Here is a 21399-nt window from a genome sequence, read left to right on the forward strand (position 1 = left end):
CGCGCGTCAGTCCGCGGCCGGACGCGGTCGCGCGGTCATCGTCAGGCTGCCGGGGACGGCGGCGAACGCGGTGCGCAAGTCGGCCGCGAGGTCGGCGCGTTCAGGGGTGCCGCCGCGTGCCGTCCAGGTGTCCAGGGCGCAGTGGAACGCGGCGAGCACCACGTCCAGGGCGAGCCGGGGGCGGAGGTCTCCGGTCTCGTCGAGGTCGAGCCTGCGGTGCAGCACGGTGAGGGCCGCGCGGCAGGTGCGGTCGCAGAATTCGAGGCCGTGCGCGCCCATCGAGGGTGTCTTCTCCGTGAGGCGGCGGCTGAGCAGCACGCGCCGCGCCCAGTCCTCGGCCGTCATCCGGTCGAGGGTGTCCAGAAGCGTGCCCTGCAGTACTTCCAGGAGCGTGGGGCCGGTGAGGTCGCGGGCCGCGAGCTCGTCGAGGAAGGCCGTCCAGAGATCCTGGGTCGGCGCCATCGCCACGTCTTCCTTGCTGGTGAAGTTGCGGAAGAACGTGCGCTTGGAGACGTCCACCGCATCACAGAGCTCATCGAGCGTCGTGGCGTCGAAGCCGCGCTCGGTGAAGCGCTCCAGAGCCGTGTCGATCAGCGCCTGACGGGTGCGCAGCTTCTTGCGCTCGCGCAGCGGGAGTTGATCCTGTGCCCGCGCCTGCGTCCGCGCTGTCGGGCCCTGCGGCTCCGGCCGCTCCTTCGGTCCCTGTGACTCCTTCTTCGATTCCGGCATGGCCGCAGCCTACCCCGCGGCGCCCCGAGGGCGCGAACGCCTCTTGCGCGCTTATGCCACTCGGTGGCATAACTGGTCGCGGCCCTTCCCGGCCGCGTTCGTACTCCGCCCTGCCGAAAGGTCCGCACCCATGCGCGCCCTCCTCGTCGACCGCTCAACTCCCGCCGGACTGCGCCTCGGAGAGGCACCCGAACCCGACCCCGCCCCGCACCAGGCCCTGATCCGGACCGCCGCCACCTCGCTCAACTCCGGTGAGGTCCGGCACGGCCTGGCGGGCGCGCCGGACGGCGCCGTACTCGGCTGGGACGTGGCCGGAGTCGTGGAGCGGGCCGCCGCCGACGGGTCGGGCCCCGCCGTCGGCACCCCGGTGGTGGGGCTCTCCGACGGCGGCGCCTGGGCCGAACTCTGCGCCGTGGGCACCGACGTGATGGGGGAGGTGCCGGGCGACGCCGACCTCGGGGCGATCAGCACCGTTCCCGTGGCGGGCGCCAGCGCCCTGCGCGCCCTGCACCGGCTGGGCCCGATCCTCGGCCGGCGGGTCCTCGTCACCGGGGCCACCGGCGGCGTCGGCCGGTACGCCGTGCAGCTCGCCCGGCTCGGCGGCGCGCACGTCATCGCGTCCACCGGCAGCCCCGCCGCGCACGGCGACGGCCTCCGCGCCCTCGGCGCCCACGAGGTGGTCGCCGGGCCCGCCGCGCTCGACGCGCCGGTGGACGGAGTGGTCGACATGGTGGGCGGGTCCCAACTCGTCGACGCGTACGAGAAGGTGGCCGAGCGCGGCACGCTGGTCGCCGTGGGGCACGCGACGGGGCAGGGCGAGAGCTTCCCGTTCGGGGCGCTCTTCGGCGACCAGGGGCGGCACGACCGCTCCCTCACCACCTTCTTCCTGCTCGCCTGCACCGGCCTCGGCCCCGATCTGACCTGGCTCGCGAGCCGCGTCGCCGTCGGCGACCTCGACCCGCAGATCTCCTGGCGCGGCAGCTGGCACCAGGCCGCCGCAGCGACCGAGGCCCTGCTCGAACGCCGCCTGCACGGCAAGGCGGTGCTCGACATCGGCTGAGGGCTGCCCGGTCCCGTGCCCGGTCCCGAACCGGAGGTCGCCCCGATCCGCGCGGCACCTAGGATCACCGCCATGGATGCAGTGCACATACGTGGTGGTGACGGGGGCTCCGGGTTCGATGCGGGCGCCGGTCGGACGGGCAAGGCGTCGTCGCGGCGGGCGGGCCTCATCGGTACGGCCGTGGTGCTGGTGATCGGCTGGGCCGCCGCGGCGGGCAACACCGGCATCGCGTACGCGACGCTCGGCACCGACTGGATCCCGATCGCGACCGGCTGCGTCGGCGGCTTCGTGTTCGTGATCGCGCTGCACCTGCTGCACGAGGTGCTGTGGACGCTGCTCCTCGCCGCCGCGGCCGGTGTGCTCGTGCTCGTCGGCTCCGTCCAGTACGCGCCCGAGGCCGCCCTGGAGCGCCGCGGCATCCGCGAACAGGTCACGATCGTCGAGCACAAGGCGATCTCCCGCAGCAGTCACGAGTTCACCCTGCGCGGCCCGGACGGCAGGCTGGACGAGCCCCTCACCTACGACGGCAGCAGTCCCGGGCACGAGGTGGGGGACCGCCTGGAGATCCTCCGCGACCCGGAGGGGACCGTGCCCCTGGAGGTCGCCGCGGACGTGGACGCGAGCGGCCAACTCGGCTCCCTGATCACGGGAGTCGGCGTCTGGACCGCCCTCACCCTGATCGCCGGGCGCCGCGCGCACGTCCGGCGACGGCGCGCGGCCGCCGTGGAGGACGGCGCACTGGTCAGCTGAGCACCTCGCGCTACCGTGGTGGCCTGGGCCGTCAGGGCAGGGGGATCGTGATGCCGCGCACCGAACTCGTCTCCGAGAACGCACCGGCGCCGAACGCGGAGCATTTCCAGGCTCTCGCCGCGGCGCTCCGACGAGCGATGACACCGATCATTGATGTGTGCGGGCGGACCTCTGTTCTCCGCCGGTCCGCTCTCGACGCGTGCGGCTGCCGGTGCGGCACGCATCCTGAGTTCCCCGGCTCGTGCAGCAGCCATGCCGAACCCGGACTGACCGTTCACCACGTTCCGATGTGCCGCAACTGCCATGACATCCGCATGGGGCTGGCGCCCCAACGCGAGGCGGAGCTGGAAGCGGTGACGGAGACCTGCACGTGCCACTGCTGGGCCAACCACCCCGACGCGCCTGGCATTTGCGAAGCGGCCTCCGATGACAGCGTGGCGATCGACGGGAGCCCTGTGTGCCTCGAATGCGCGGGCGCCAGCTGCTGACCGGCGACGGAACAACAGGCACTGACCGCCGTCAGCGGTCGCCGCGCACCCACATCGCCGCCTGGAACGGCGCGAGCACCGCCGACAGCGGCTGTTCGTCGACGATGTCGATGTAGGAGGCGGCCAGGACCCGCCACCCCGACGAGGGCACCTTGTCCGGGCGGAACCACGGCTGCGGCTCACCCGTCAGATTGGCCACGACCAGCAGCTCCGCGTCACCGTGGCGGCGTGTGTACGCCCACACCGCCGGGTCGTCGAACGTCACGTCCGTGTAGTCGCCGTGCACGAGCACCGGGTGCTCCTTGCGCAGCGCGATCAGGCGCCTGTACGTGTGGAAGACCGAGTCGGGGTCCTTGCGGGCGGCCGCGGCGTTGATGTCGGTGCGGCGGCTCGGCGGCAGCCAGGGCGTGCCCGTGGAGAAGCCGCCGCCCACCGAGTCGTCCCAGCGCATCGGGGCGCGGCTGTTGTCGCGGGACTTGGCGGCGAGCACCGTCATGATCTCGCGCACCGGCACCCCGTCGGCCCGCCACGCCTCGTACAGGTTGAGGCTCTCCACGTCCCGGTACTCGCGGATCGCCGTGTAGCCGGGGTTCGGGGCGCCGAACTCCTCGCCCTGGTACACGTACGGGGTGCCCTGCAGTCCGTGCAGTGCGATGGCGAGGGCCTTCGCGGAGGGGCCGTGCAGGGCGCCGTCGTCGCCGAAGCGCGAGACGATGCGCGGCTGGTCGTGGTTGCACCAGAACAGCGCGTTCCACGCCTTGCCGTGCATGCCGTCCTGCCAGCGGCCCATGAGCCGCTTCAGGTCGACGAGGTCGCGCGGCGCGACGGTCCACTTCTCCCCGGCGACGTAATCCACCTTCAGATGGTGGAAGTTGAAGGTCATGGACAGCTCGGCGCCGTCGTTCGCGGCGTACTGGACGCAGTTGTCCAGCGTCGTCGACGACATTTCGCCGACGCTCATCAGGCCGTTCGGGCGCAGCACTTCCTCGCTCAGTTCGCGCAGGAACTCGTGCACGCGCGGCCCGTCCGTGTAGAACTCGCGGCCGTCGGTGCCGGGGGCGTCGGGCAGTCCGGGATCCTTCGACACCAGGTTCACCACGTCGAGCCGCACCCCGTCGACGCCCTTGCCCGCCCAGAACCGCACCACGTCGTACAGCTCCGAACGCACCCGGGGATTCTCCCAGTTGAGGTCGGCCTGCTCGACCGCGAACAGGTGCAGGTAGTACTGGTTGCTCGCCTCGTCCAGGGCCCAGGCGCTGCCGCCGAACTTGGACGCCCAGTTGTTGGGCACGCCGCCGCCCGGGGCCGGGTCGCGCCAGATGTAGTAGTCGCGGTAGGGGCCGCTCGGGTCGGCGAGCGCGGCCTCGAACCAGGCGTGGGCGGTGGACGTGTGGTTGAGCACCATGTCCATCACGAGCCGGATGCCGTGCGCGTGCAGGGCGTCGACGAGCGCCTCGAAGTCGGCCATCGTGCCGTACGCCGGGTCGATGGCGCGGTAGTCGGCGATGTCGTACCCGTTGTCGACCTGCGGCGAGGCGTACACGGGCGTCAACCACACGGCGTCCACGCCGAGTTCGACGAGGTGGTCGATGCGCTCGATGACGCCGCGCAGGTCACCGGTGCCCGAACCGGTCGTGTCCTGGAAGGACTTGGGGTAGATCTGGTAGATCGTCGCCGACCGCCACCACTCCTGGTCGACCTCCGGCATCGCGGCGGAGCGGCTGTGCTTCTCGTACGTCATGTTCCTTTTCCTGGAGGTCAGTTGGCGGCGGTTGCCGCGGTGGAGGCGCCGGCAGCGGCAGCGGCGGCGGCGTTCACGGCGGGGGAGGGAGAGGAGGAGGGAGAGGGGGAGGGGGAGGAGTCAGGGGTCGAAGCGGCGACGGGTGCGGCGACCGGCGCGGACCCGCCCGCGTCCGCGGCTCGCACGGCCTCGCTTCCGCCCGTGCCCTCACCCTCGCCCTCGCCGAGCATCGCCCGGGCCGAGGCGCGGCGCGCGAGGGCCACGGTCAGCAGGATCGGCACCGCGATCGCGACGGCCATCGCGAGCGAGAACCAGCCCCAGTAGCGCGGCTGCACGGACAGGATCCCGAGCGGACCGCCGTTGCCGATGCTGTTGGCGAGGACGCCGCCGAGCCCGCAGACGAGGGCCGCGAGCGAGGAGCCGACCATCGCGGCGAGCATGGGCCAGCGGAACTTCAGGTTCACGCCGTACAGGGCGGGCTCGGTGACGCCGAGGTACGCGGAGATGGCGGCCGGAATCCCGATCTCCCGGTCCTTGGCGCGCTTGGCCACGATGATGACGCCGACGACGGCCGAGGCCTGCGCGATGTTCGACAGGGCGAGCAGCGGGAAGATCGGGGTGCCGCCCATGTCCTGGATGAGCTGGAGGTCGACGGCGTTGGTGGTGTGGTGCAGGCCGGTGATCACCAGGGGCGCGTAGAGGAACCCGAAGATCATTGCCCCGACGGGCGCGAAGCTCCCGGTCATCGCGGCCTTCGCGGCGTGCCCGACCAGTTCGCCCACCTCGCGCCCGACGGGCCCGAGCACGGCGTGCGCGAGGAAGACGGTCACGAGCAGCGCGCCGAGCGGCACGATCACCTGGTGCAGGACGGTGGGCACGGCCTTCTTCAGCCACCGCTCGGTCATGGCGAGGGCGAGGCCCGCGAGGATCGCGGGGATGACTTGTGCCTGGTAGCCGACCTTCTCCATGGTGAAGAAGCCGAAGTCCCACGCCTCGGGCTTCTTCGCGCCGAGTTCGTAGGCGTTCATGAGCTGCGGCGAGACGAGGGTGATGCCGAGCACGATGCCGAGGACCGGTGTGCCGCCGAGCTTGCGCACCGTCGACCAGCACACGGCGACGGGCAGGAAGTGGAAGATCGCCTCGCCGATCAGCCACAGGAAGTCGTACGTGCCCTTCCAGAAGGTGGAGCCGTCGGTGAGCGGCTTGTCGCCGAAGAGCGCGACGTCGCCGATCAGGTTGCGGAAGCCGAGGATCAGACCACCGGCGATGATCGCGGGCAGCAGCGGCACGAAGATCTCGGCGAGATGGGAGATGCCGCGCTCCCACCACTTCATGTTGGCGCGGGCGGCGGCCTTGACGTCGTCCTTGGAGGCGGCCGCGCCCTCGCCGAGCAGCCCCACCAACTCCCTGTGGTACTCCTCGACTTCGTTGCCGATCACGACCTGGAACTGCCCGCCGCTGGCGAAGCACCCCTTGACCCCGTCGAGCTGCTCGATCGCCTTGGTGTCCGGCGCGGCCGGGTCGTTGAGGACGAACCGGAGGCGGGTCAGACAGTGCGTCACGGAGGCGACGTTGCCGGCGCCGCCGACCAGGTCGATCAAGGTCCGCATGCGCTCGCGCACGGGGGCCGCCGAGGTGGCCATAGGGGGTGCTCCTTCTGTCAATGCACGACCACGCGTGGGTCATGTATCGGCAAAGTTCGCAGACCGGGGGCGGCGGAGTGAGGTCAATAAGGCCCGAATAAAGTGGACCAAAGACCTGGGGACGAGCGCCTCGGGATGGTAGGGGGCGGGGGAGTGGGGGGGGGCGGTCGAAGTGGACTATGTCGGCGACGTCTTCGTCGGGCTGCCCGCTCTGGCGATCATCGCCTTCACAGGCTTCGCCGCGTGCCGGGTGCAGCGGTGGACCGCGGCCCAGCCCGCGACCGCGGCCTGATCCGCCAGACAAGCCCTACATCTGGCTCGGCATCAGCGACGCCAGATAGTCGTCCACCAGCTCCACCTGGCGCTCGGGCGTGAACTCGTCCGGGGCGAACAGCGCCTGCACCACCAGTCCCAGGACGAAGGACTGGGCAGCCGCCGCGACGCGGGCCGGGTCGCCCGGGGGGAGCTCGCCGCGGGCCTGGGCCGTGGCGACCAGGCCGGTGAGCTTGGTGCGGCTGTCGGCATAGCGGCGTGCGTGGTCGGCGCTCAGGCCCGGGTCGGCGAGGGCGACGTCCCAGGAGGAGACCCAGATGCGGTTGGCGTCGGTGGCCTCGGGGGTCAGCGGCAGGACGTCGAGCAGCGCGGCCCGCACCGCGGGCAGCCCCTCGTCGGCCGTGCGCCGGGGGCGGGCCGCGCTGCGCTCTTCCAGCAGGTCGAGGGCGTGGGCGACCAGGTCGCGCTTGGCCGGGAAGTAGTGCGTGAGCAGCCCGGTCGTGGCGCCCAGTTCGGCGGCCACCGCCCGCAGCGTCAGACCGCCGAACCCGTGCGCGGCCAGCACCCGCCAGACCGCTTCGGAGACGTCGCGGCGGCGGGCTTCGTGGTCCCCCTTGGTGCGTGGCATGCTGCTACCGTACATACTCGTAACGCTTGTTATGCGAATGGGGTCATCATGTTCTCCCTCCCGCTGCGCGGCGACGCGCGCCTCGAACCGCTGGAGATCTGGCACGCCGACGAGTTCGCCGCCCACCTGGACCGGGCCCGCGACCACATCCGGCCCTGGGTCGGTCCCGCGTTCGTCACCGATGACCTCGACGGCGCCCGCGGCACCCTCGCCCGCTACGCCGAGCGGCAGGCCGCGGACGGCGCCCGCCTCTACGGCATCCGGCTCGGCGGCACGCTCGTCGGCGGCGTGATGTTCACGGACTTCAGCACCGCCACGAGCTCCTGCGAGATCGGCTGCTGGACGGAGCCCGCGGGCGAGGGCCACGGCCTGGTCACCCAGGCGTGCGGCGCCCTGCTGGACTGGGCGTTCACCACCCGCGGCCTCTTCCGCGCCGAGTGGCACTGCCGCGCCGACAACGACCGGAGCTCGGCGGTCGCCCGGCGCCTCGGCATGACTCTTGAGGGCGTACGGCGGCAGTCCTGGCCCTTCGAGGGCGTCCGCCACGACAAGGAGGTCTGGGCGATCCTGGCTCCCGAGTGGCGAGACGGCGCGGCGGCCGCCTGAGCGAGCCCCCTCAGCGCTCGCCCGTCATGTTCGGCGGCCGCCCTCCACCGCCGGCTTGAGCACCTGCTCGCACCACTCCCGGAAGGACGTCGGACTGGAGCCCTGCGCCGTGCGGTCGACGGACTCGTCGAGGCCCTCGTTCTTGGCCCGCATCATGTCGACCATGCCCTGGACGTACGCGGACCCCAGGCCGTACGAGGTGAGGCGGGCCCCGAGGGAGTCGAGGGACTCGCGTACGTGGCGGACCGGCCGGCCGAGGACCTCGGACATGATGCGCGCCATGTCGTCCGGCGAGATGTCCTCGGGGCCGAGGACGGGCACGCTTCCCGTACCCGTCCACGACCGGTCGCGCAGCAGCTCGACGGCGGCCGCGGCGATGTCGCGGGTGGCGGCCGAGGGAACCTTGCGGTCGCCGGGGAGGGTGTCCGTGAACACGCCGTCGTCGCGGATCGCGTCCACCTGGCGCAGCAGGTTGTCCATGAACGACGGGTTGTCGAGGGCGCGGTAGGCGACGCCGGTGCTCGCGATGAGGTCGTCCATGGCGAGGGACGCCGTGACGAACCCGGCGCGGTCGGCGACGGGGGTGCCGCGGCCGAGCGCCGAGACGCCGACGACGTGCCGGACGCCGTGGGCCGTGAACGCTGCGGCGGCGGGCCGGGTGAACCCGGCGAAGGCGGCCTCCAGGGTGGGGGCGTGGGGATTCGGCGGGACGACCCAGAAGACCGCGTCCGCACCGGCGAAGGCCCGGTCGAGGACCTCGGGGTCGTTGTGCGAACCGGTCACGACGTCGACGAGGCCGTGCTCGCGGACCGGGCCGGGGAGCCGTGCGGGGTCGCGCACGATGACGCGGAGCTTCTCGTCGTGGACGGGGGCCTGGTCGAGCAGGATGCGCAGCACCTGGCTGCCGATGTCTCCCGTAGGAGTCGTGATCACCATCATGCGACCAGTCTTGGCCCCGGCCGATTTCGGCGTCCAATACCCTTCTTCACCGATTGATACGCTCCGGGTATGGATCTGGATCTGCGCAAGCTCCGCTACTTCGCCGCGGTGGCGGATCACCGGCACTTCGGCCGGGCGGCCGAGCAGCTCTACATCGCGCAGCCCGTGCTGAGCCGCCAAATCCGGGCGTTCGAGCAGGAGTTGGGCTGCACGCTCTTCGACCGGACCACGCGCAGCGTGGAGCTGACCCCGGCGGGCCGCCAACTCCGCGAGGAGGCGCGCACGCTCCTCACGGCCGTCGATACGGCGATCAGGCGCGTCCACGACGTCGACCGCGGCGTCCAGCGGATCGCCGTCGCCTTCTCGCCCGGACTCCCCGTCTCCGAGGCGATCCTGGTGTTCAAGGAGAAGTACCCGGACACGGAGATCGATCTGGTCCCCTCGCACTGGCGGGAGCGGGAGGCCCCGCTGCGGGACGGCCGCGCCCAAGTCGGCTACCTGAGGCGCCCGTTCGACGAGACGGGCCTGCGCATCATCCCCCTCGGCGACGAGCCCCGCGCCGCCTGCCTCCCCAGGACCCACCCCCTGGCCCGCCGCCGCACCCTGCGCATGGCGGACCTGGAGGGCGAGCCGATCCTCGACATGCACCAGCGCCGCACGTCCTCGGTGGAGGAGAAGTTCGAGCTCATCGCCTCCGGCCACGGAATCGCCGTCGCCCCCCGGAGCGTGGCCCGCTCCTACACCCGCCCCGACCTCGTCCAGATCCCCGTCACGGACGCCGAGCCGATCAAGACGTGCCTGGCCCTGGCCGAGGACCTCCGGGAGGCCCCGGTGCTCGACTTCGTGGACATGGCGACAAAGACACTGCTGCGGGACGGGCCGGGGCCGGAGCAGTGACGCCCGGCCGGCATCTGCCTCGTTCCGCGTGCCCGTTCCGCGTGCCCGTGTCCGTGTCCGTGCCTCAGCGGAAAGCGGCGATGTTGCGGGCGACCCAGTCGCCGAAGGGGTGCGGCGGGCGACCGAGGACGCGTTCCACGTCCGGGCTGATCCGCAGTTCGGCCGGGTTGGGGGCGGAGATGATGTCCAGGGTGTCGTCGGCGAGTTCCGCCGGTACGAAGCGGGTCATCGCGGCCCGGGCCTCGTCGCGGGTGAGCTCGTGGAACCGTACGGGCGAGGCGAGTCGGGCGGCGATCGCCTCCGCCTGCTGACGCGGCGTGACGACCTCCGGCCCGGTCAGCTCGTACACCCCGCCGGTGTGGCGGTCATCGACGAGGCAGGCCGCCGCGACCGCGGCGATGTCCACGGGATCGACGACCGGCACCCCCACATCGCCGAAGGGCGCGGCGACCACCCCTTGCGTGCGGACGGACTCCGCCCAGGCGAAGGCGTTGGAGGCGAATCCGCCCGGCCGCACGACGGCCCAGTCCAGGCCGGACTCCCGCAACGCGTCCTCCAGCGCGCGCATCGCGACCCGCGACGGGCCGAGCGGGCGGGTCGCCACGCCCTGCGAAGACAGCAGCACGACCCGGCGCACCCCGCCGGCCACGGCCAGGTCGATGAGGTCGGCCGGCCTGGCCTCGGGGGCGTGCAGGTCCCCGGACAGCAGCAGGAAGAGCGCCTTGGCTCCGTCCAACACGGGCGCGAGGCTTGCCGGTTCGGCCAGATCGGCCACCGCGTGCCGGACTCCCTCCGGCACCGCCGCCGCCCTCCGCGACACCGCCGTCACCGGCTCGCCCGCCTCGGCCAGGGCCTGCGTCAGAGGCCGTCCCACATTCCCGGTGGCTCCGGTCACCACGATCATGTTCAGCTCCAAGTCCGTTGTGCAGTACGTGGCGTGACGCTAGGAGCAGGGACTTACTTTCCGTAAGAACATACCCAGAGGTAAGCTCCCGACATGAGGGGAGGCGCGCAGCTGACACAGCCCGGGACGGCCCGCCGGTATGAGGTGTTTCACACCGCCTGCCCCGCGCGCGACATGGTCGACCACGTCACCAGCAGGTGGGGCATCTGGGTCCTGATCTCCTTGCGGAGCAACGACCTTCGCTTCTACGAGCTGCGCGACAGCATCCAGGGCGTCAGCGAGAAGATGCTGGCCCAGACCCTGCGCGCACTGGTCAAGGACGGTCTGGTCTGGCGCAAGGTGGAGCCGACGACGCCGCCCCAAGTCACGTACGGACTCACGGAGTTCGGCCGGGACGTCAGCGAGCCGCTGACGGACTTGTTCGACCGGATCACGCGGCGGCTGCCGCCGTGGAACGCGGACTGACGGCCGCCCGCCGCTAGGGCCGGGAGTCCCGGTCCCGGAGAGCGCTGAGGCCCTGGGCATCGGCGAAGTGGTCGTAGGCGTGTGCCTGCCGACGCGCATCGCGCATGCCCCTGGTGGCTTTCGTCTCGATCCGATGCGTCTCGGGACGGAGAGGCATCCGCCGCCGCTCCCGGCGCACGAGCACCGTGATCGAGGCGGCCAGGATGGCGACCACGGCCGCGACGGCCGCCCCCACGTAGACCACTGGTCCCCCCCCCGGTCCGCAGCCGTCTCGGACCGTTCACTTTAGGGCGTGGGGATCCCCGCCGGAAGCGTTGTGCGGCCGAGGCGGACCGGGACGCCCGCGGAGTACAGGACGCTGGCGGGCGGGCAGGAGCGGTGCCACGACGTCCGGGGCGACGGCCCAGTGCACGAAGCAGAGGTCGAGCCACTCGTCCGGACCGCGTGCGACGTAAGGGTTTCGTCATCACGATCCGGGAGGCCGCCTCGCCGTACCTCCGTTGAATCAGTGACGGGTGACAGGTGACGGGTGACCCACGAGTACCTACTTCAACGGCCTTGGAGGCAGACATGCGCGCACGACGATTCCTCAGCGCGCCGGTGATCATCGGCGCCCTGCTGGCCGGCCTGGTGGTGGCCGGGGCGGGCCTCTACTGGTTCCAGCCGTGGAAGCTGTGGACCGACGAGACCGTGCGGGAGGAGCTGCCGGGCGCCGCGGCCCCGCGGGGCGACGGTGCCGCGGCCGCCGGGCCGCGCACGCTCGCCGAGGGCCGGTTCATCAGCCACGAGCACGGCACCCGGGGCACGGTCCGGATCCTCCGACTGGCCGACGGGTCACGGACGTTGCGACTGGAAGGGCTGGACACCAGCAACGGGCCCGCGCTGCGTGTCTGGATCACCGATGCCCCCGTGAAGCAGGGCACGGCCGGGTGGCGCGTCTTCGACGACGGCGCGTACGTCGACCTCGGCGCCCTCAAGGGGAACAAGGGAGACCAGAACTACGCCCTGCCCGCCTCGGCCGACCTCGACGACCTGACGAGCGTCTCGATCTGGTGCGAGCGCTTCAGCGTGTCGTTCGGCGCGGCGGAGCTGCGCCCCGTGACGGCGGCCTGACCCGGAGCCGGGCCACGGTGGCCGGCCCCGTGGGCGGGGCTGCCCCTCACCCCGCCTTGCGGAGCCGCTCCACGATGCCCTCCAGGTCGGCCCGGAACATCCCTTCGCGGATGATGTGGCCGCCGGGCTCCTCATGCGCCTCGTACGGGATTCCGGCGCCGTCGAGAAGAGCACGGAACTCCCGCTGCCCGGCGAGGACTTGTGTCTCGTTGGCGGTGTCGAACCAGTTGACCGGGTCCGGGCTGGTCCCGGCCACGAGGAAGACCCGCTTGTTCCGGTAACTCTCCACGCGCTGCACGGGGTTGTCGGCGCTGACCCGGGCCTCGTCCCACAGCGGCGCGCCGTAGACCGTGCCGCCCGCCAGGTCCAGCGCCCCCGAGGACACGTTCGCCCAGTGCACGACCAGGCCCCCGTCACGCCGCAGGCTCGCCGGACCGGAGTGGGCGCTCACCGACGCGAAGTGCCCGTAGTACTTCGCCGCGTACTTCAGCGCACCGAACCCGCCCATCGAGAACCCGGCGACCGCGCGGCCGTCGTACTCCGCGTACGTACGGAAGTTGGCGTCGATCCAGGGGAGCAGCTGGTTGATGTGGAACGCCTCCCAGTTGCGCGGCCCGACGTTGGAGCTGACCGGGTTCGCGTACCAGCCCGCGTGGCCGCCGTCGGGCATGACCACGATCAGCGGCTTGCCCGCGGTCCAGTCGCGGATGCCCGCGCGGTCGAAAGTGATGAAGTCCTGGTCGGTGCCGCCGCCGTGGAAGAGGTAGAGGACGGGGTAGGTGCGTCCGCTGGAGTGGTAGTCGTCGGGCAGCAGTACGTTCACGCCGACCCCCGGATTCCAGCCGACCTCGGCGGTCTGCACGCGGTAGAACCACATGCGGGGATCGCTCTCGTTGCGCTCCACGATGTGCAGCCCGAACCCGTCGTCGGCCGCACGGGCCGAGGAGGCGGAGGCCACGACGCTCCCGGCGCCGAGCGCGAGGGCGGCGGAAAGGCCGCCTGCGGACCTGAGGACGGACCGGCGGGTGGGGCGGGGGCGGGAGTTGCTCAAGGGTCTCTCCGATGGGTTGGCGGTGCTTCGACGGTGGGAGGGATGCCGGTTGGATTAACCAGCGCACGGCCTGTGTTGTGCAGCGTGCGAGACCCCCGCGAAGAGAGACGAAAAGAGGACCCATGCTGTTCGGTGACGAGCACGTGCGCCGCTACGAGGAGACCGACGGGGAGGTCGGGCACGACTGGGAGAAGGGCGCGCCCATCCTCATCCTGACCACCAAGGGCCGCAAGACCGGCGAGGACCGCAAGTTCCCGCTGATCTACCAGGAGCACGAGGGCGCGTACGTGATCGTGGCGTCCAAGGGCGGCGCCCCCGAGCACCCCGGCTGGTACCTGAACCTCCAGGCCAACCCCGAGGTCCGCGTCCAGGTCAAGGCCGACAGGTTCCAGGCCCGGGCCCGCACCGCCGACGCCGCCGAGCGGGCCGAACTGTGGCCGAAGATGGCCGCCGTGTGGCCGGACTACGACGAGTACCGGAAGAAGACGGACCGGGAGATCCCGGTGGTGGTGCTGGAGCGCGTCTGACGCGCACCGGCCGAGAGGCAGCCCACTGAGTGCGTCACTCGGAGCGCCGCTGAGAGAGCCAGGGAGGGGGGCCGGATCCCCGGCCCCCCTCCCTCTCTGCCCCTCCGCTCCTACTTCACCGGCGTCCCCCACCCATTGGGGCAGGTGCCCTTCTCCCCGCCGTAGACGTACGCGGCGAAGTCCTTGAGGTCCTGGACCCAGTACTTCCAGTCGTGGGTGCCCGTGCCCGTGCAGAACTCGTGAGTCACCTTGCGGCTGTTCAGGTTGGCGTGCAGGCTCTGGTTCCAGCCCTGGACGTCGGTCTCCTCGGTGCCCGCGTACATCGCGAACTTGCCTGTGTACGCCGCGTACTTGTCGTCGAGTGCGAGGTTGAGCGGGTTGAGGGACGGCCAGGTCGACGAGGGGCCGAAGACCGTTTCCATGCGGCCCTGCGTCGACGCGGTGACCCGGTAGGCGCCGTCGGCCAGCCCGGTCCAGTAGAACGCCGCTCCATAGACCCACATGGAGTCGTCGACGATCTTCTGGGCGTTGGACTGGTAGATGTCCGTGCCGCCGGAGAACGTGCCGACCGCCGAGAAGAGGTCGGGATGGCGGCCCGCGTAGCGCAGCGCGCCGTACCCGCCCATGGAAGCTCCGGCGACGGCCCGCCCCGAACGGGTCTTCTTCGTATTGAAGTTGGCGTCGATGTACGGCACGAGCTGCTTGATGTGGAAGGTCTCCCACAGGGGCGCGAAGCCGCCGTCGGTCTTCCCGGCCCAGTCGCTGAACCAGCCCGCCTTGCCGCCCTCGGGCATCACGACGATGCCCTTGAACGCGGAGCCCGCGAGGGCCGCCTCCACGTTGCCCGCGTCCGACTTCGACCACTGCTCGAAGTCCCCGCGCCCGCCGTGCAGGAGGTACAGGACGTCGTACGGCTTGGCGGGGTCGGTCTGGTATCCGGCGGGCAGCAGGATGCGCACCTTGACCGGCTTCGTGACGTCGCCGCTCGCCCCGCGCGGCGTGAAGACCGCGGAGGTGGTCACGGTCAGGTCCCCGGCACGCCCGCTGCCGGAGCCGGGGGAGGGCGCCCAGTCCTGGAAGGTCAGGCCGTGGGAGTTCGGCTCGGGCAGCGGGGGCAGGGCGGTGGCGGCGGGGGCCGCGCCGGCCGGGGTGGCGGGCTGGAGGCCGAGGACGGCCGCGCCGGCCAAAGCCACCAGCCCAAGTGCCCGCCGGAAACCGGCCGTTCGTGCCCCGCGCGTTCTTCGTGTCGTTCCTCTTCGCATGGTTCGGTTCCCTCTCGGTTCTCGCAGGCAGAAGCAGCGTGAGAAGGTCCCGAACGTACGGGCGTCATCGCCCCCGGCGAATCCCGCAGCAGGTGGAGCCCCGCGTACCACGTGGGGTCTACGTGGCGCGGGCGTACAACCGCCGTGGTACCGCGCCCCGTGCGGCGTGACCGCGCCGCCTCACCTCGCGGCCCCGCGCCAACCGGACACGCGGCCGCGTCAGCCGGAGAGCTGGGACGCCAGCCGCTTCTTGTCCGGCTTGCCCGCCGCCGTCAGCGGAATGGCGGGGACCACGTGCAGGGCGTCGGGCCGGTAGAGGCGTCCCTTGCGGTCGGCGACGAAGTCCCGGACCTCCTCCAGCGAAGGGCTCTGTCCGGCGGCGGGCACGACGGCGGCGTGGACATGCTCCACCGACTCCGCGTCCCTGGTGCCGAAGACCGCGCACTGGGCGACGGCGGGGTGGCTCAGGAGCAGGTCCTCCAGCTCCGCCGGATAGACGTGGCCCCCGACGACCACGATCATCTCCTTGATCCGGTCCACGAGGTACAGATAGCCGTCCTCGTCGAGGTGCCCGACGTCACCCGTGTGCACCCAGCCGTCGCGCAGCACCTGGGCGGTGAGCTCGGGCTGCTTCCAGTAGCCGCTCATCGCGTGCGGCGAGCGCACCAGGACCTCGCCCGGCTCCCCGGGCGGCAGGGCGGCGCCGTCGGCGTCCCGGACGACGATCTCCACGCCGGGTATCGCCCGCCCGACGGTCAGCCGCCCGCCGCGCCCGGTCAACTCCTGCTCCTCGGGGGAGACTTCGGTGATGTGCTGCGTCTCGGCCTGGCCGTAGATGCCGTAGAGCACGGGCCCGATGGCCTTGGCCGCCTGGCGCAGCCTGGCCGGTGAGGCGGCGGTGCCGCCGTAGGTGATCCGGCTGAGGCTCGACAGGTCGGTGCCGGGCAGGTCCCGGTGGTCGAGGAGCTGGTAGATCAGCGGCGGCAACAGCCAGGTGTGGGTGATGCGTTCGCGCGCGATCGCGGCCAGGACCGCGCCCGGTTCGAAGCCGTGTTGCAGGACGACGGAGCCTCCCTGGTAGAGCGTCCGGTCGATGAAGAACCCGGCGAGGTGGGAGAGGGAGGTGCAGGCGAGGAAGCGGGGCGGCTCGCCCGCCCCCGCCATCCGGTCGTCCAGGCCGGTCCGGTGTGAACCGTGGGTCATCTGAATGCCCTTGGGGATGCCGGTGGTTCCGCCGGTGTGCCCGATGCGCCAGTCGTCGTCCGGCCCGACGAGCCCGCCCATGGGCCGCGCCGGCCGCCGGTCGGCGACGGCCAGCACGTCCTCGGCGACGTCGCTCACCCCGAGGCCGAGCAGCGGCGGAACGCCGTCGATCCGCAGCAACTCCTGTGCGGTGTCCTGCCGTTGGCCGTCGACCAAGAGGAGGGCGCACTCCACGCTCTCCATGATGCGGGCCATGGTCGCCGGGCTCATCCCCTCGTAGAGGCTGACGATCCGCCCACCGGCGAGGTTGGCGGCGTAGCGGGCGACGAGGGCCTCGGGGGTGTTGCCGGTGAGCAGTGTGACGGTGGTCCCCCGTGCCACCCCGCGCTCGGCCAGCTCCCCGGCCAGCCGGTACACCCGGTCCCGGAACCCTCCCGCGCCGATCACCTGCCCCTCGGCCGTGGTGATGACGTCCCGGGACGGATCCTCGCCCAGCGCATCGAGGAGGGCCTCCACGTAACTGACGAAAACGCCCTGTACAGCGCCTGATTGCTCGCTCATCGCTCTTCTCCCGCACGCCGAGAACCGGTGGATGCCGTCGACGCTAGTGCGGACCGAAGATGCCTTCCACGACCAAATTCGCTATCTCTTCATGCCGTGTCAGGCATGAGTGTCCTCGGCCGCCACGATGCCCAGAAGGCCGGGAAAGCGCTGTTCGATGTCGGCCCGGCGGAGGCTGGCCATCCGGCTGTTGCCCCGGTCGACCTGGCGGATGAGCCCGGACTCGCGCAGGGTGCGGAAGTGGTGGGTGACGGTCGCCTTGGACACGGGCAGCGCGAACGAACTGCAGGTCCGCGCCGTGTCGTCGGGCGCGAGAGCCAGCTCGCGCACCACGCCGCGGCGCAGCGGGTCGGCCAGTGCGGCGAGCACCGGGCCGAGCTCGATCTCCTCGACGGCCGGGTGGCCTTCGTCGTCGGGCATCCGGTGGCTCCCTCGTGATGGATTCAGGGCGTTGGGCCGCTAGGTATGAGTTGCATCGTACCTCGGGGAGTGGCTAGCGTGCCGAAGGTACGAAGGTGGCCATACCTAAACGGTGTGCCGCAACAGTCGTACGCACCTACTGGTGTGCCCGCCCACATACCTGCCGGAGGAAGTCCATGGCCCAGCCCTTCACGCTCGTCGGCACCGCCCGCCCCAAGTCCGAACGGGCCGCGGAACTCAAGGAGTTGCTGCTCTCGTTCGTCGAGCCGACCCGCCAGGAGGCCGGTTGCCTGGAGTACCACTTCCACGAGGACCGCAACGAACCCGGAGTCTTCGTCTTCTACGAGGCGTGGCGCTCCCAGGCGGATCTCGACGCCCACCTTGCCCTGCCGCACATGAGCGCCTTCTGGGAGCGGCGCATGGACTACCTGGAGTCCGACCTGGAGATCCGCTTCCTCACCATGCACAGCCCGTACGAAGGGCCTGGCCGGTAAGGGAGTTGTGCCGCGCCACCGGAGGTGCGGCCGGCCCACGAGTCCTCGCTGCTGCGGCGCGACGTCGCGCCGGCCGCGACCAGGTGGAGGTCTGAGACTTCCGCATCGCCGCATCGCCGCATCGCCGCATCGCCGCATCGCCGACGCCTCGGCCGTCACGTGGAGGAGGCGCCGCCACCGCTGCGCGCACTGCGGCCCGACGTGCCCGAGCGCGTCGAGGGACTGGTCCTCGTGCTGTTGGCCAAGGAACCGCGACGGCGCGACCACCCCTGGGACACGGCCACCGGAGAGCGACGCCGCACGCTGACCGGGCTCACCGTGCGGACCCCTGGCAGCTCACGACAGCGTGCCCTCACGACTGCCCCGGCGGACCTGTTCGCCCGCGGGAGTCGACAGCTACAACAGCGCTGGGGGAGTACGCCGGAAACGCTGTCCCGCTGCCTACCGGACCGAAGAGGTAACACCATGCACGCGCACGAGAAACGTCCTGAGAAGCAAGAGGGAACGCAGGGAACCGGTGTGCGGCGGGCGTCTTCCGTGTCCGGGGGCGTGGACCAGGGGCCGATGAGCGCGGGGCGGGCCGCCGCACTCCAGGGTCTGGTGGGCAATCACGTGGTCGCCCGCCTGCTCAAGGAGGAGCGGCACGTCCACGGCGCCGGCTGCGGGCACGGTCACACGGGCGGGGCGAAGGGCGACGTGGGAGCGGTCGCGGAGAGCGAGCCGGTCGACCAGGTGGCGCTGCTCAACGACGCCATCAACTCGCCGAGCCAGCCGATCGCCGACCCGGTCCGCAAGGAGGCGGAGGCGTTCTACCAGACCGACCTGTCACCGGCCCGCGTCCACAGCGACACCGTCGCCCAGCGGGCCACCGCGGCGATGGGGGCCGAGGCGATGACGATCGGGCACCACATCTTCCTGCCACCGCAGGCGGCCCAGAAGAAGGACATCGTCGGCCACGAGCTGAGTCACGTGAGCGACAACCTCTCCGGGCTGAAGGAGACGGGGAACACCAACAGCGCGGGCGTCACCGTCACCGACCCGGGACAGGGCTCCGAGCGCAAGGCAGTGGCCAACGGCGCGGCGTTCGCCGCGGGGGCGAGCAGCCCGCCGTCGAGGGGCCCGCGCCCGCCGGCCCGGCCCGGCGGAGCCGTGGACAGCGGGGGCCTGGACAGTGGGGGCCTGGGCGCGCCCGCGCAGCGCTCCGTGGTCCCCGCGGGTGGCCTGGTCGTGGCCCGCGCGAAGGACGAGAAGTCCTCCAGGAGCAGCAAGCCCTCAAGCAAGTCCTCGGGCAAGTCCTCGAAGGACAGCAAGTCCGCCAAAGACAAAGACAGTAGGTCTTCCAGGGAGAGCAAGTCCTCCAAGGACAAAGGCTCCACGAGCAAGGCCGGCAGCTCCAGGACCGCGCAGCCCCCGGCGGCGGCGAGCGGCAAGGCCCCCGGCCGCACGGAGATCATGGCCGAACTCGACCGGCTCGCCGAGCTCTGCACGTGCAAGCAGAACAAGAAGCAGTGGGGCCGGCTCGTCAAGCAGATAGCGATCCGCTACACCCGCGACTACTCGAACGAACGCGATGCGCAGAGCCTGCGGCACATCGTCCGCCAGGCGCTCGCCGCCGTGTCCGACGCAGAGCGAAAGGAAAGGGAGGGGGCGGCGTCGGCCGGGGGCAAGGGCAAGGAGAAGGCGGGTCCGTCGGGTGAAGCCGGGGCGAGGAAGCCCGCGCAGGCGGTCGTGGAGCAGGAGATACAGGCAGCGACGGCCAACGGGCACCTGGTCTTCGCCAGCAACTACAACCAGTCCATGCGGCGGTTCTTCGAGATGCTGCGGGAACTGAGTGACGGCGGTGACGAGCAGGACGTGATGGGCGGCGACGCCCTTCAGAAGCTGCTGACGACGGACTTCGGTGACCAGGAAGGCGTATCGGACGACAGCGAGTCGGACTCCGAGGCCGAAGAAGTGCCCGCCCCGGCCGACGCGAGCAAGGGCAAGGGCAAACGGGCCGCGGGGGCGAGCGCCGACAAGGACACGAAGCGCCGCCGCACCGAGAAGGACGCCGAGGACGGCGCGCCGAAGAGCAGCAGGCAGGTACTGAAGCAGGAGGGGACCCGGCGGAACCGGCAGGCTCTGCTGAAGGTCCGTGAAGGTTTCGTGGCACAGGTGCGGGCACTGGAGGCGGTGGACCCGGACGCCATGGACGTGGACGGGGCGGAGAGCGGCGGATTCAAGCGCGACAACGCCACGTTGCAGTCCCTGCGCGCGACCTCACACATTCGCCTCGTCGACGTTTCCAACGAGGCAGCGAAGAGCGTGTCGCACCGGAAGTACTTGGCCGAACTGCTGGCACCGGGGAATTACCCGGGCTACGCCTATCTGGTGCACAACGGCGAGGGTGCGGAGAAGTTGCATGCGGAGCAGAAGCTTCTGCAATTTCTTCAGAATGCGGAATTCAACGAGGACACGCCCCACGACCCCATCCACATCCGCGGTACGAAAAGGCCGTGCGACGCCTGTCTCGCCATGCTGCGCTATTTCGAGGAGAAGGTCGGTCTCAATCTGGTCTACAACCGCGGCGGGAACCAGCTCTACAAGGAAGCGGAGGAGAGCGGCATCCAGAACCTCTCCGGGTATGACGAGTCGGCGACTGAGGACGTCGGTGAGCACTTGCGCGAGCACATGGGTGACCCGGAGCGCCTGATGTACGCGTCCGCGCCGAGGCACGCGACCCCCGCTGCGGCCGGCAACGGCCTCGAGGAGCCCGAGCGGGGAGCCGGGGGCGGCATGCAGCAGCGGTACACGGTGCCGGAGAAGAAGAACAAGAAGGGCGAGACCGTCCGCGTGATCCCGTCCGGCACCGACATCCTGGTCAAGGACGACACCCCCTCCAACAGTGAGGCCGAGGACGTCGACGAGACGGGGCTGGTGGCGAAGACCTCCGCGCTCCGGATCGGCAACCCGGTGGGCGCTCAGGGGCCGAGCGCGAAGGAGCGGAAGGCCGACCGGGACGCGGAGCTGAAGGTGCGGGCCGAGGCGAGGAGGCTGGCGTTCGAGAGGGACACGGTCCCCGACTTGCGCAGCGCGGCGGGGGCGGAATTCTGGGCCGAGGTGGAAGCCCGTACGGGGAAGGGCGGTCGGTATGAAAAGGAATTCCCCGATGCCTTGCGTCGGAAGATCAGGGACCTGACGCGGGACGACATCGAGATGAAGAAGCTGATCATGGCCCGTCTCGATATCTCTGCTGCCGCACTGGACAAGCAGATGGAGAAGCTTGAGGGTAAGGGCAAGCTGGCCACCCCGCTGAAGAGGGTCGAAGGCGCGGCCGCTCGACTGGAAGCGGCCATTCCTGAGCGCTTGAAGGGGTTGTGGCTGGCCAAGAAGGCGGAGAACGAGAATCTTCCGGCCGGGCAGAAGCCTGGGAAACTGAGCGTGAAGCCGAAGGACGTCTTCACTCCTGAATTCGAGCTCTTCCTGGCCCAGATGATGAAAACGTGGCCGACGCCAATATCCGCCAACTCGATAGCGGACCACCTGCTCCTGCCTCAGCAGTCGTTCAAGACGTGGGCGAAGGACTTCCCCGACCCGGGCGAGTGAGGAGCGAGGAGTTCCTCGCACCCGACCGCACCGGGCACAGCATGTCGGGTCCGCGAGGAT

The 21399-nt window shown here is 71.1% G+C and carries 21 protein-coding genes and 1 pseudogene; 10 read left to right on the top strand and 12 right to left on the bottom strand.

The window, feature by feature from the left end:
• Positions 1–6: 6 nt before the first annotated feature.
• Entirely contained in the window at positions 7–729 is a 723-nt protein-coding gene (locus ACQB60_RS22535) for a TetR/AcrR family transcriptional regulator (RefSeq protein ID WP_496927864.1), read from the bottom strand.
• Between the two features lie 130 nt (positions 730–859).
• On the opposite strand from ACQB60_RS22535, the gene ACQB60_RS22540 reads away from it, so the two are divergent.
• From ACQB60_RS22540 to ACQB60_RS22550, 3 genes are all read left to right on the top strand, one after another.
• The gene (locus tag ACQB60_RS22540; protein WP_496927865.1) at positions 860–1789 is read left to right on the top strand and encodes a zinc-binding dehydrogenase; all 930 of its coding nucleotides are present in this window, start codon (positions 860–862) and stop codon (positions 1787–1789) included.
• Between the two features lie 72 nt (positions 1790–1861).
• Complete coding sequence (locus ACQB60_RS22545; protein WP_496927866.1) at positions 1862–2539, top strand: hypothetical protein; 678 nt, start codon at positions 1862–1864, stop codon at positions 2537–2539.
• A 50-nt stretch (positions 2540–2589) separates the two neighbouring features.
• Complete coding sequence (locus tag ACQB60_RS22550) at positions 2590–3027, top strand: hypothetical protein (RefSeq protein WP_496927867.1); 438 nt, start codon at positions 2590–2592, stop codon at positions 3025–3027.
• A 31-nt stretch (positions 3028–3058) separates the two neighbouring features.
• On the opposite strand, the gene ACQB60_RS22555 is transcribed toward ACQB60_RS22550, so the two are convergent.
• The 3 genes from ACQB60_RS22555 to ACQB60_RS22565 all read right to left on the bottom strand — a co-directional run bounded on the left by ACQB60_RS22555 (position 3059) and on the right by ACQB60_RS22565 (position 7312).
• A complete protein-coding gene (locus tag ACQB60_RS22555) occupies positions 3059–4768 on the bottom strand; it encodes an alpha,alpha-phosphotrehalase (RefSeq protein WP_496927868.1) in 1710 nt (569 codons plus the stop codon).
• Between the two features lie 17 nt (positions 4769–4785).
• Entirely contained in the window at positions 4786–6411 is a 1626-nt protein-coding gene (gene treB / locus ACQB60_RS22560; protein ID WP_496927869.1) for a PTS trehalose transporter subunit IIBC, read from the bottom strand.
• A gap of 307 nt (positions 6412–6718) precedes the next feature.
• Entirely contained in the window at positions 6719–7312 is a 594-nt protein-coding gene (locus ACQB60_RS22565; protein ID WP_496927870.1) for a TetR/AcrR family transcriptional regulator, read from the bottom strand.
• 48 nt (positions 7313–7360) lie between these two features.
• On the opposite strand from ACQB60_RS22565, the gene ACQB60_RS22570 reads away from it, so the two are divergent.
• Positions 7361–7918 (top strand): GNAT family N-acetyltransferase, encoded by a 558-nt coding sequence (locus tag ACQB60_RS22570; RefSeq protein ID WP_496927871.1) that lies wholly within the window; start codon positions 7361–7363, stop codon positions 7916–7918.
• Positions 7919–7942: 24 nt separating this feature from the next.
• Here ACQB60_RS22570 and ACQB60_RS22575 read toward each other — a convergent pair whose 3' ends face one another.
• Positions 7943–8857, bottom strand: a complete 915-nt coding sequence (locus ACQB60_RS22575) for an NAD(P)H-binding protein (protein ID WP_496927872.1) — start codon at positions 8855–8857, stop codon at positions 7943–7945.
• A 69-nt stretch (positions 8858–8926) separates the two neighbouring features.
• Between ACQB60_RS22575 and ACQB60_RS22580 the strand changes: the two genes are divergently transcribed.
• Positions 8927–9754: a LysR family transcriptional regulator gene (locus ACQB60_RS22580; protein ID WP_496927873.1), complete on the top strand. Its 828-nt coding sequence runs from the start codon at positions 8927–8929 to the stop codon at positions 9752–9754.
• A gap of 64 nt (positions 9755–9818) precedes the next feature.
• On the opposite strand, the gene ACQB60_RS22585 is transcribed toward ACQB60_RS22580, so the two are convergent.
• Positions 9819–10658, bottom strand: coding sequence for an SDR family oxidoreductase (locus tag ACQB60_RS22585; protein WP_496927874.1), 840 nt, complete (start codon positions 10656–10658; stop codon positions 9819–9821).
• A gap of 93 nt (positions 10659–10751) precedes the next feature.
• Here ACQB60_RS22585 and ACQB60_RS22590 point away from each other — a divergent pair, with 93 nt between their 5' ends.
• Positions 10752–11123: a winged helix-turn-helix transcriptional regulator gene (locus ACQB60_RS22590; protein ID WP_496927875.1), complete on the top strand. Its 372-nt coding sequence runs from the start codon at positions 10752–10754 to the stop codon at positions 11121–11123.
• A 13-nt stretch (positions 11124–11136) separates the two neighbouring features.
• On the opposite strand, the gene ACQB60_RS22595 is transcribed toward ACQB60_RS22590, so the two are convergent.
• Both ACQB60_RS22595 and ACQB60_RS22600 read right to left on the bottom strand, forming a co-directional pair.
• Positions 11137–11367 carry a hypothetical protein gene (locus tag ACQB60_RS22595; RefSeq protein ID WP_496927876.1) on the bottom strand — a complete coding sequence of 77 codons (231 nt, stop codon included), beginning with the start codon at positions 11365–11367 and terminating at the stop codon, positions 11137–11139.
• Positions 11368–11408: 41 nt separating this feature from the next.
• A pseudogene (locus tag ACQB60_RS22600) lies at positions 11409–11489 on the bottom strand (DUF2071 domain-containing protein); the annotation flags it as partial.
• Between the two features lie 204 nt (positions 11490–11693).
• Between ACQB60_RS22600 and ACQB60_RS22605 the strand changes: the two are divergent.
• Positions 11694–12236, top strand: a complete 543-nt coding sequence (locus tag ACQB60_RS22605; RefSeq protein ID WP_496927877.1) for a DM13 domain-containing protein — start codon at positions 11694–11696, stop codon at positions 12234–12236.
• A 46-nt stretch (positions 12237–12282) separates the two neighbouring features.
• Here ACQB60_RS22605 and ACQB60_RS22610 read toward each other — a convergent pair whose 3' ends face one another.
• A complete protein-coding gene (locus ACQB60_RS22610; protein ID WP_496927878.1) occupies positions 12283–13287 on the bottom strand; it encodes an alpha/beta hydrolase in 1005 nt (334 codons plus the stop codon).
• Between the two features lie 122 nt (positions 13288–13409).
• On the opposite strand from ACQB60_RS22610, the gene ACQB60_RS22615 reads away from it, so the two are divergent.
• Positions 13410–13814, top strand: a complete 405-nt coding sequence (locus tag ACQB60_RS22615) for a nitroreductase family deazaflavin-dependent oxidoreductase (RefSeq protein ID WP_496927879.1) — start codon at positions 13410–13412, stop codon at positions 13812–13814.
• A 110-nt stretch (positions 13815–13924) separates the two neighbouring features.
• Here ACQB60_RS22615 and ACQB60_RS22620 read toward each other — a convergent pair whose 3' ends face one another.
• The 3 genes from ACQB60_RS22620 to ACQB60_RS22630 form a co-directional block, all read right to left on the bottom strand.
• Entirely contained in the window at positions 13925–15007 is a 1083-nt protein-coding gene (locus tag ACQB60_RS22620; RefSeq protein ID WP_496927880.1) for an alpha/beta hydrolase, read from the bottom strand.
• Between the two features lie 288 nt (positions 15008–15295).
• A complete protein-coding gene (locus tag ACQB60_RS22625) occupies positions 15296–16840 on the bottom strand; it encodes an AMP-binding protein (protein WP_496927881.1) in 1545 nt (514 codons plus the stop codon).
• Between the two features lie 99 nt (positions 16841–16939).
• Positions 16940–17260, bottom strand: coding sequence for an ArsR/SmtB family transcription factor (locus tag ACQB60_RS22630; protein WP_496927882.1), 321 nt, complete (start codon positions 17258–17260; stop codon positions 16940–16942).
• 176 nt (positions 17261–17436) lie between these two features.
• On the opposite strand from ACQB60_RS22630, the gene ACQB60_RS22635 reads away from it, so the two are divergent.
• Both ACQB60_RS22635 and ACQB60_RS22640 read left to right on the top strand, forming a co-directional pair.
• Entirely contained in the window at positions 17437–17754 is a 318-nt protein-coding gene (locus tag ACQB60_RS22635; RefSeq protein ID WP_496927883.1) for a putative quinol monooxygenase, read from the top strand.
• A 519-nt stretch (positions 17755–18273) separates the two neighbouring features.
• Entirely contained in the window at positions 18274–21339 is a 3066-nt protein-coding gene (locus ACQB60_RS22640; protein WP_496927884.1) for an eCIS core domain-containing protein, read from the top strand.
• The last annotated feature ends 60 nt before the right edge of the window (positions 21340–21399 follow it).

The sequence above is a fragment of the Streptomyces odontotermitis genome (genome assembly GCF_050510915.1).
Taxonomy (GTDB): Bacteria; Actinomycetota; Actinomycetes; order Streptomycetales; family Streptomycetaceae; genus Streptomyces.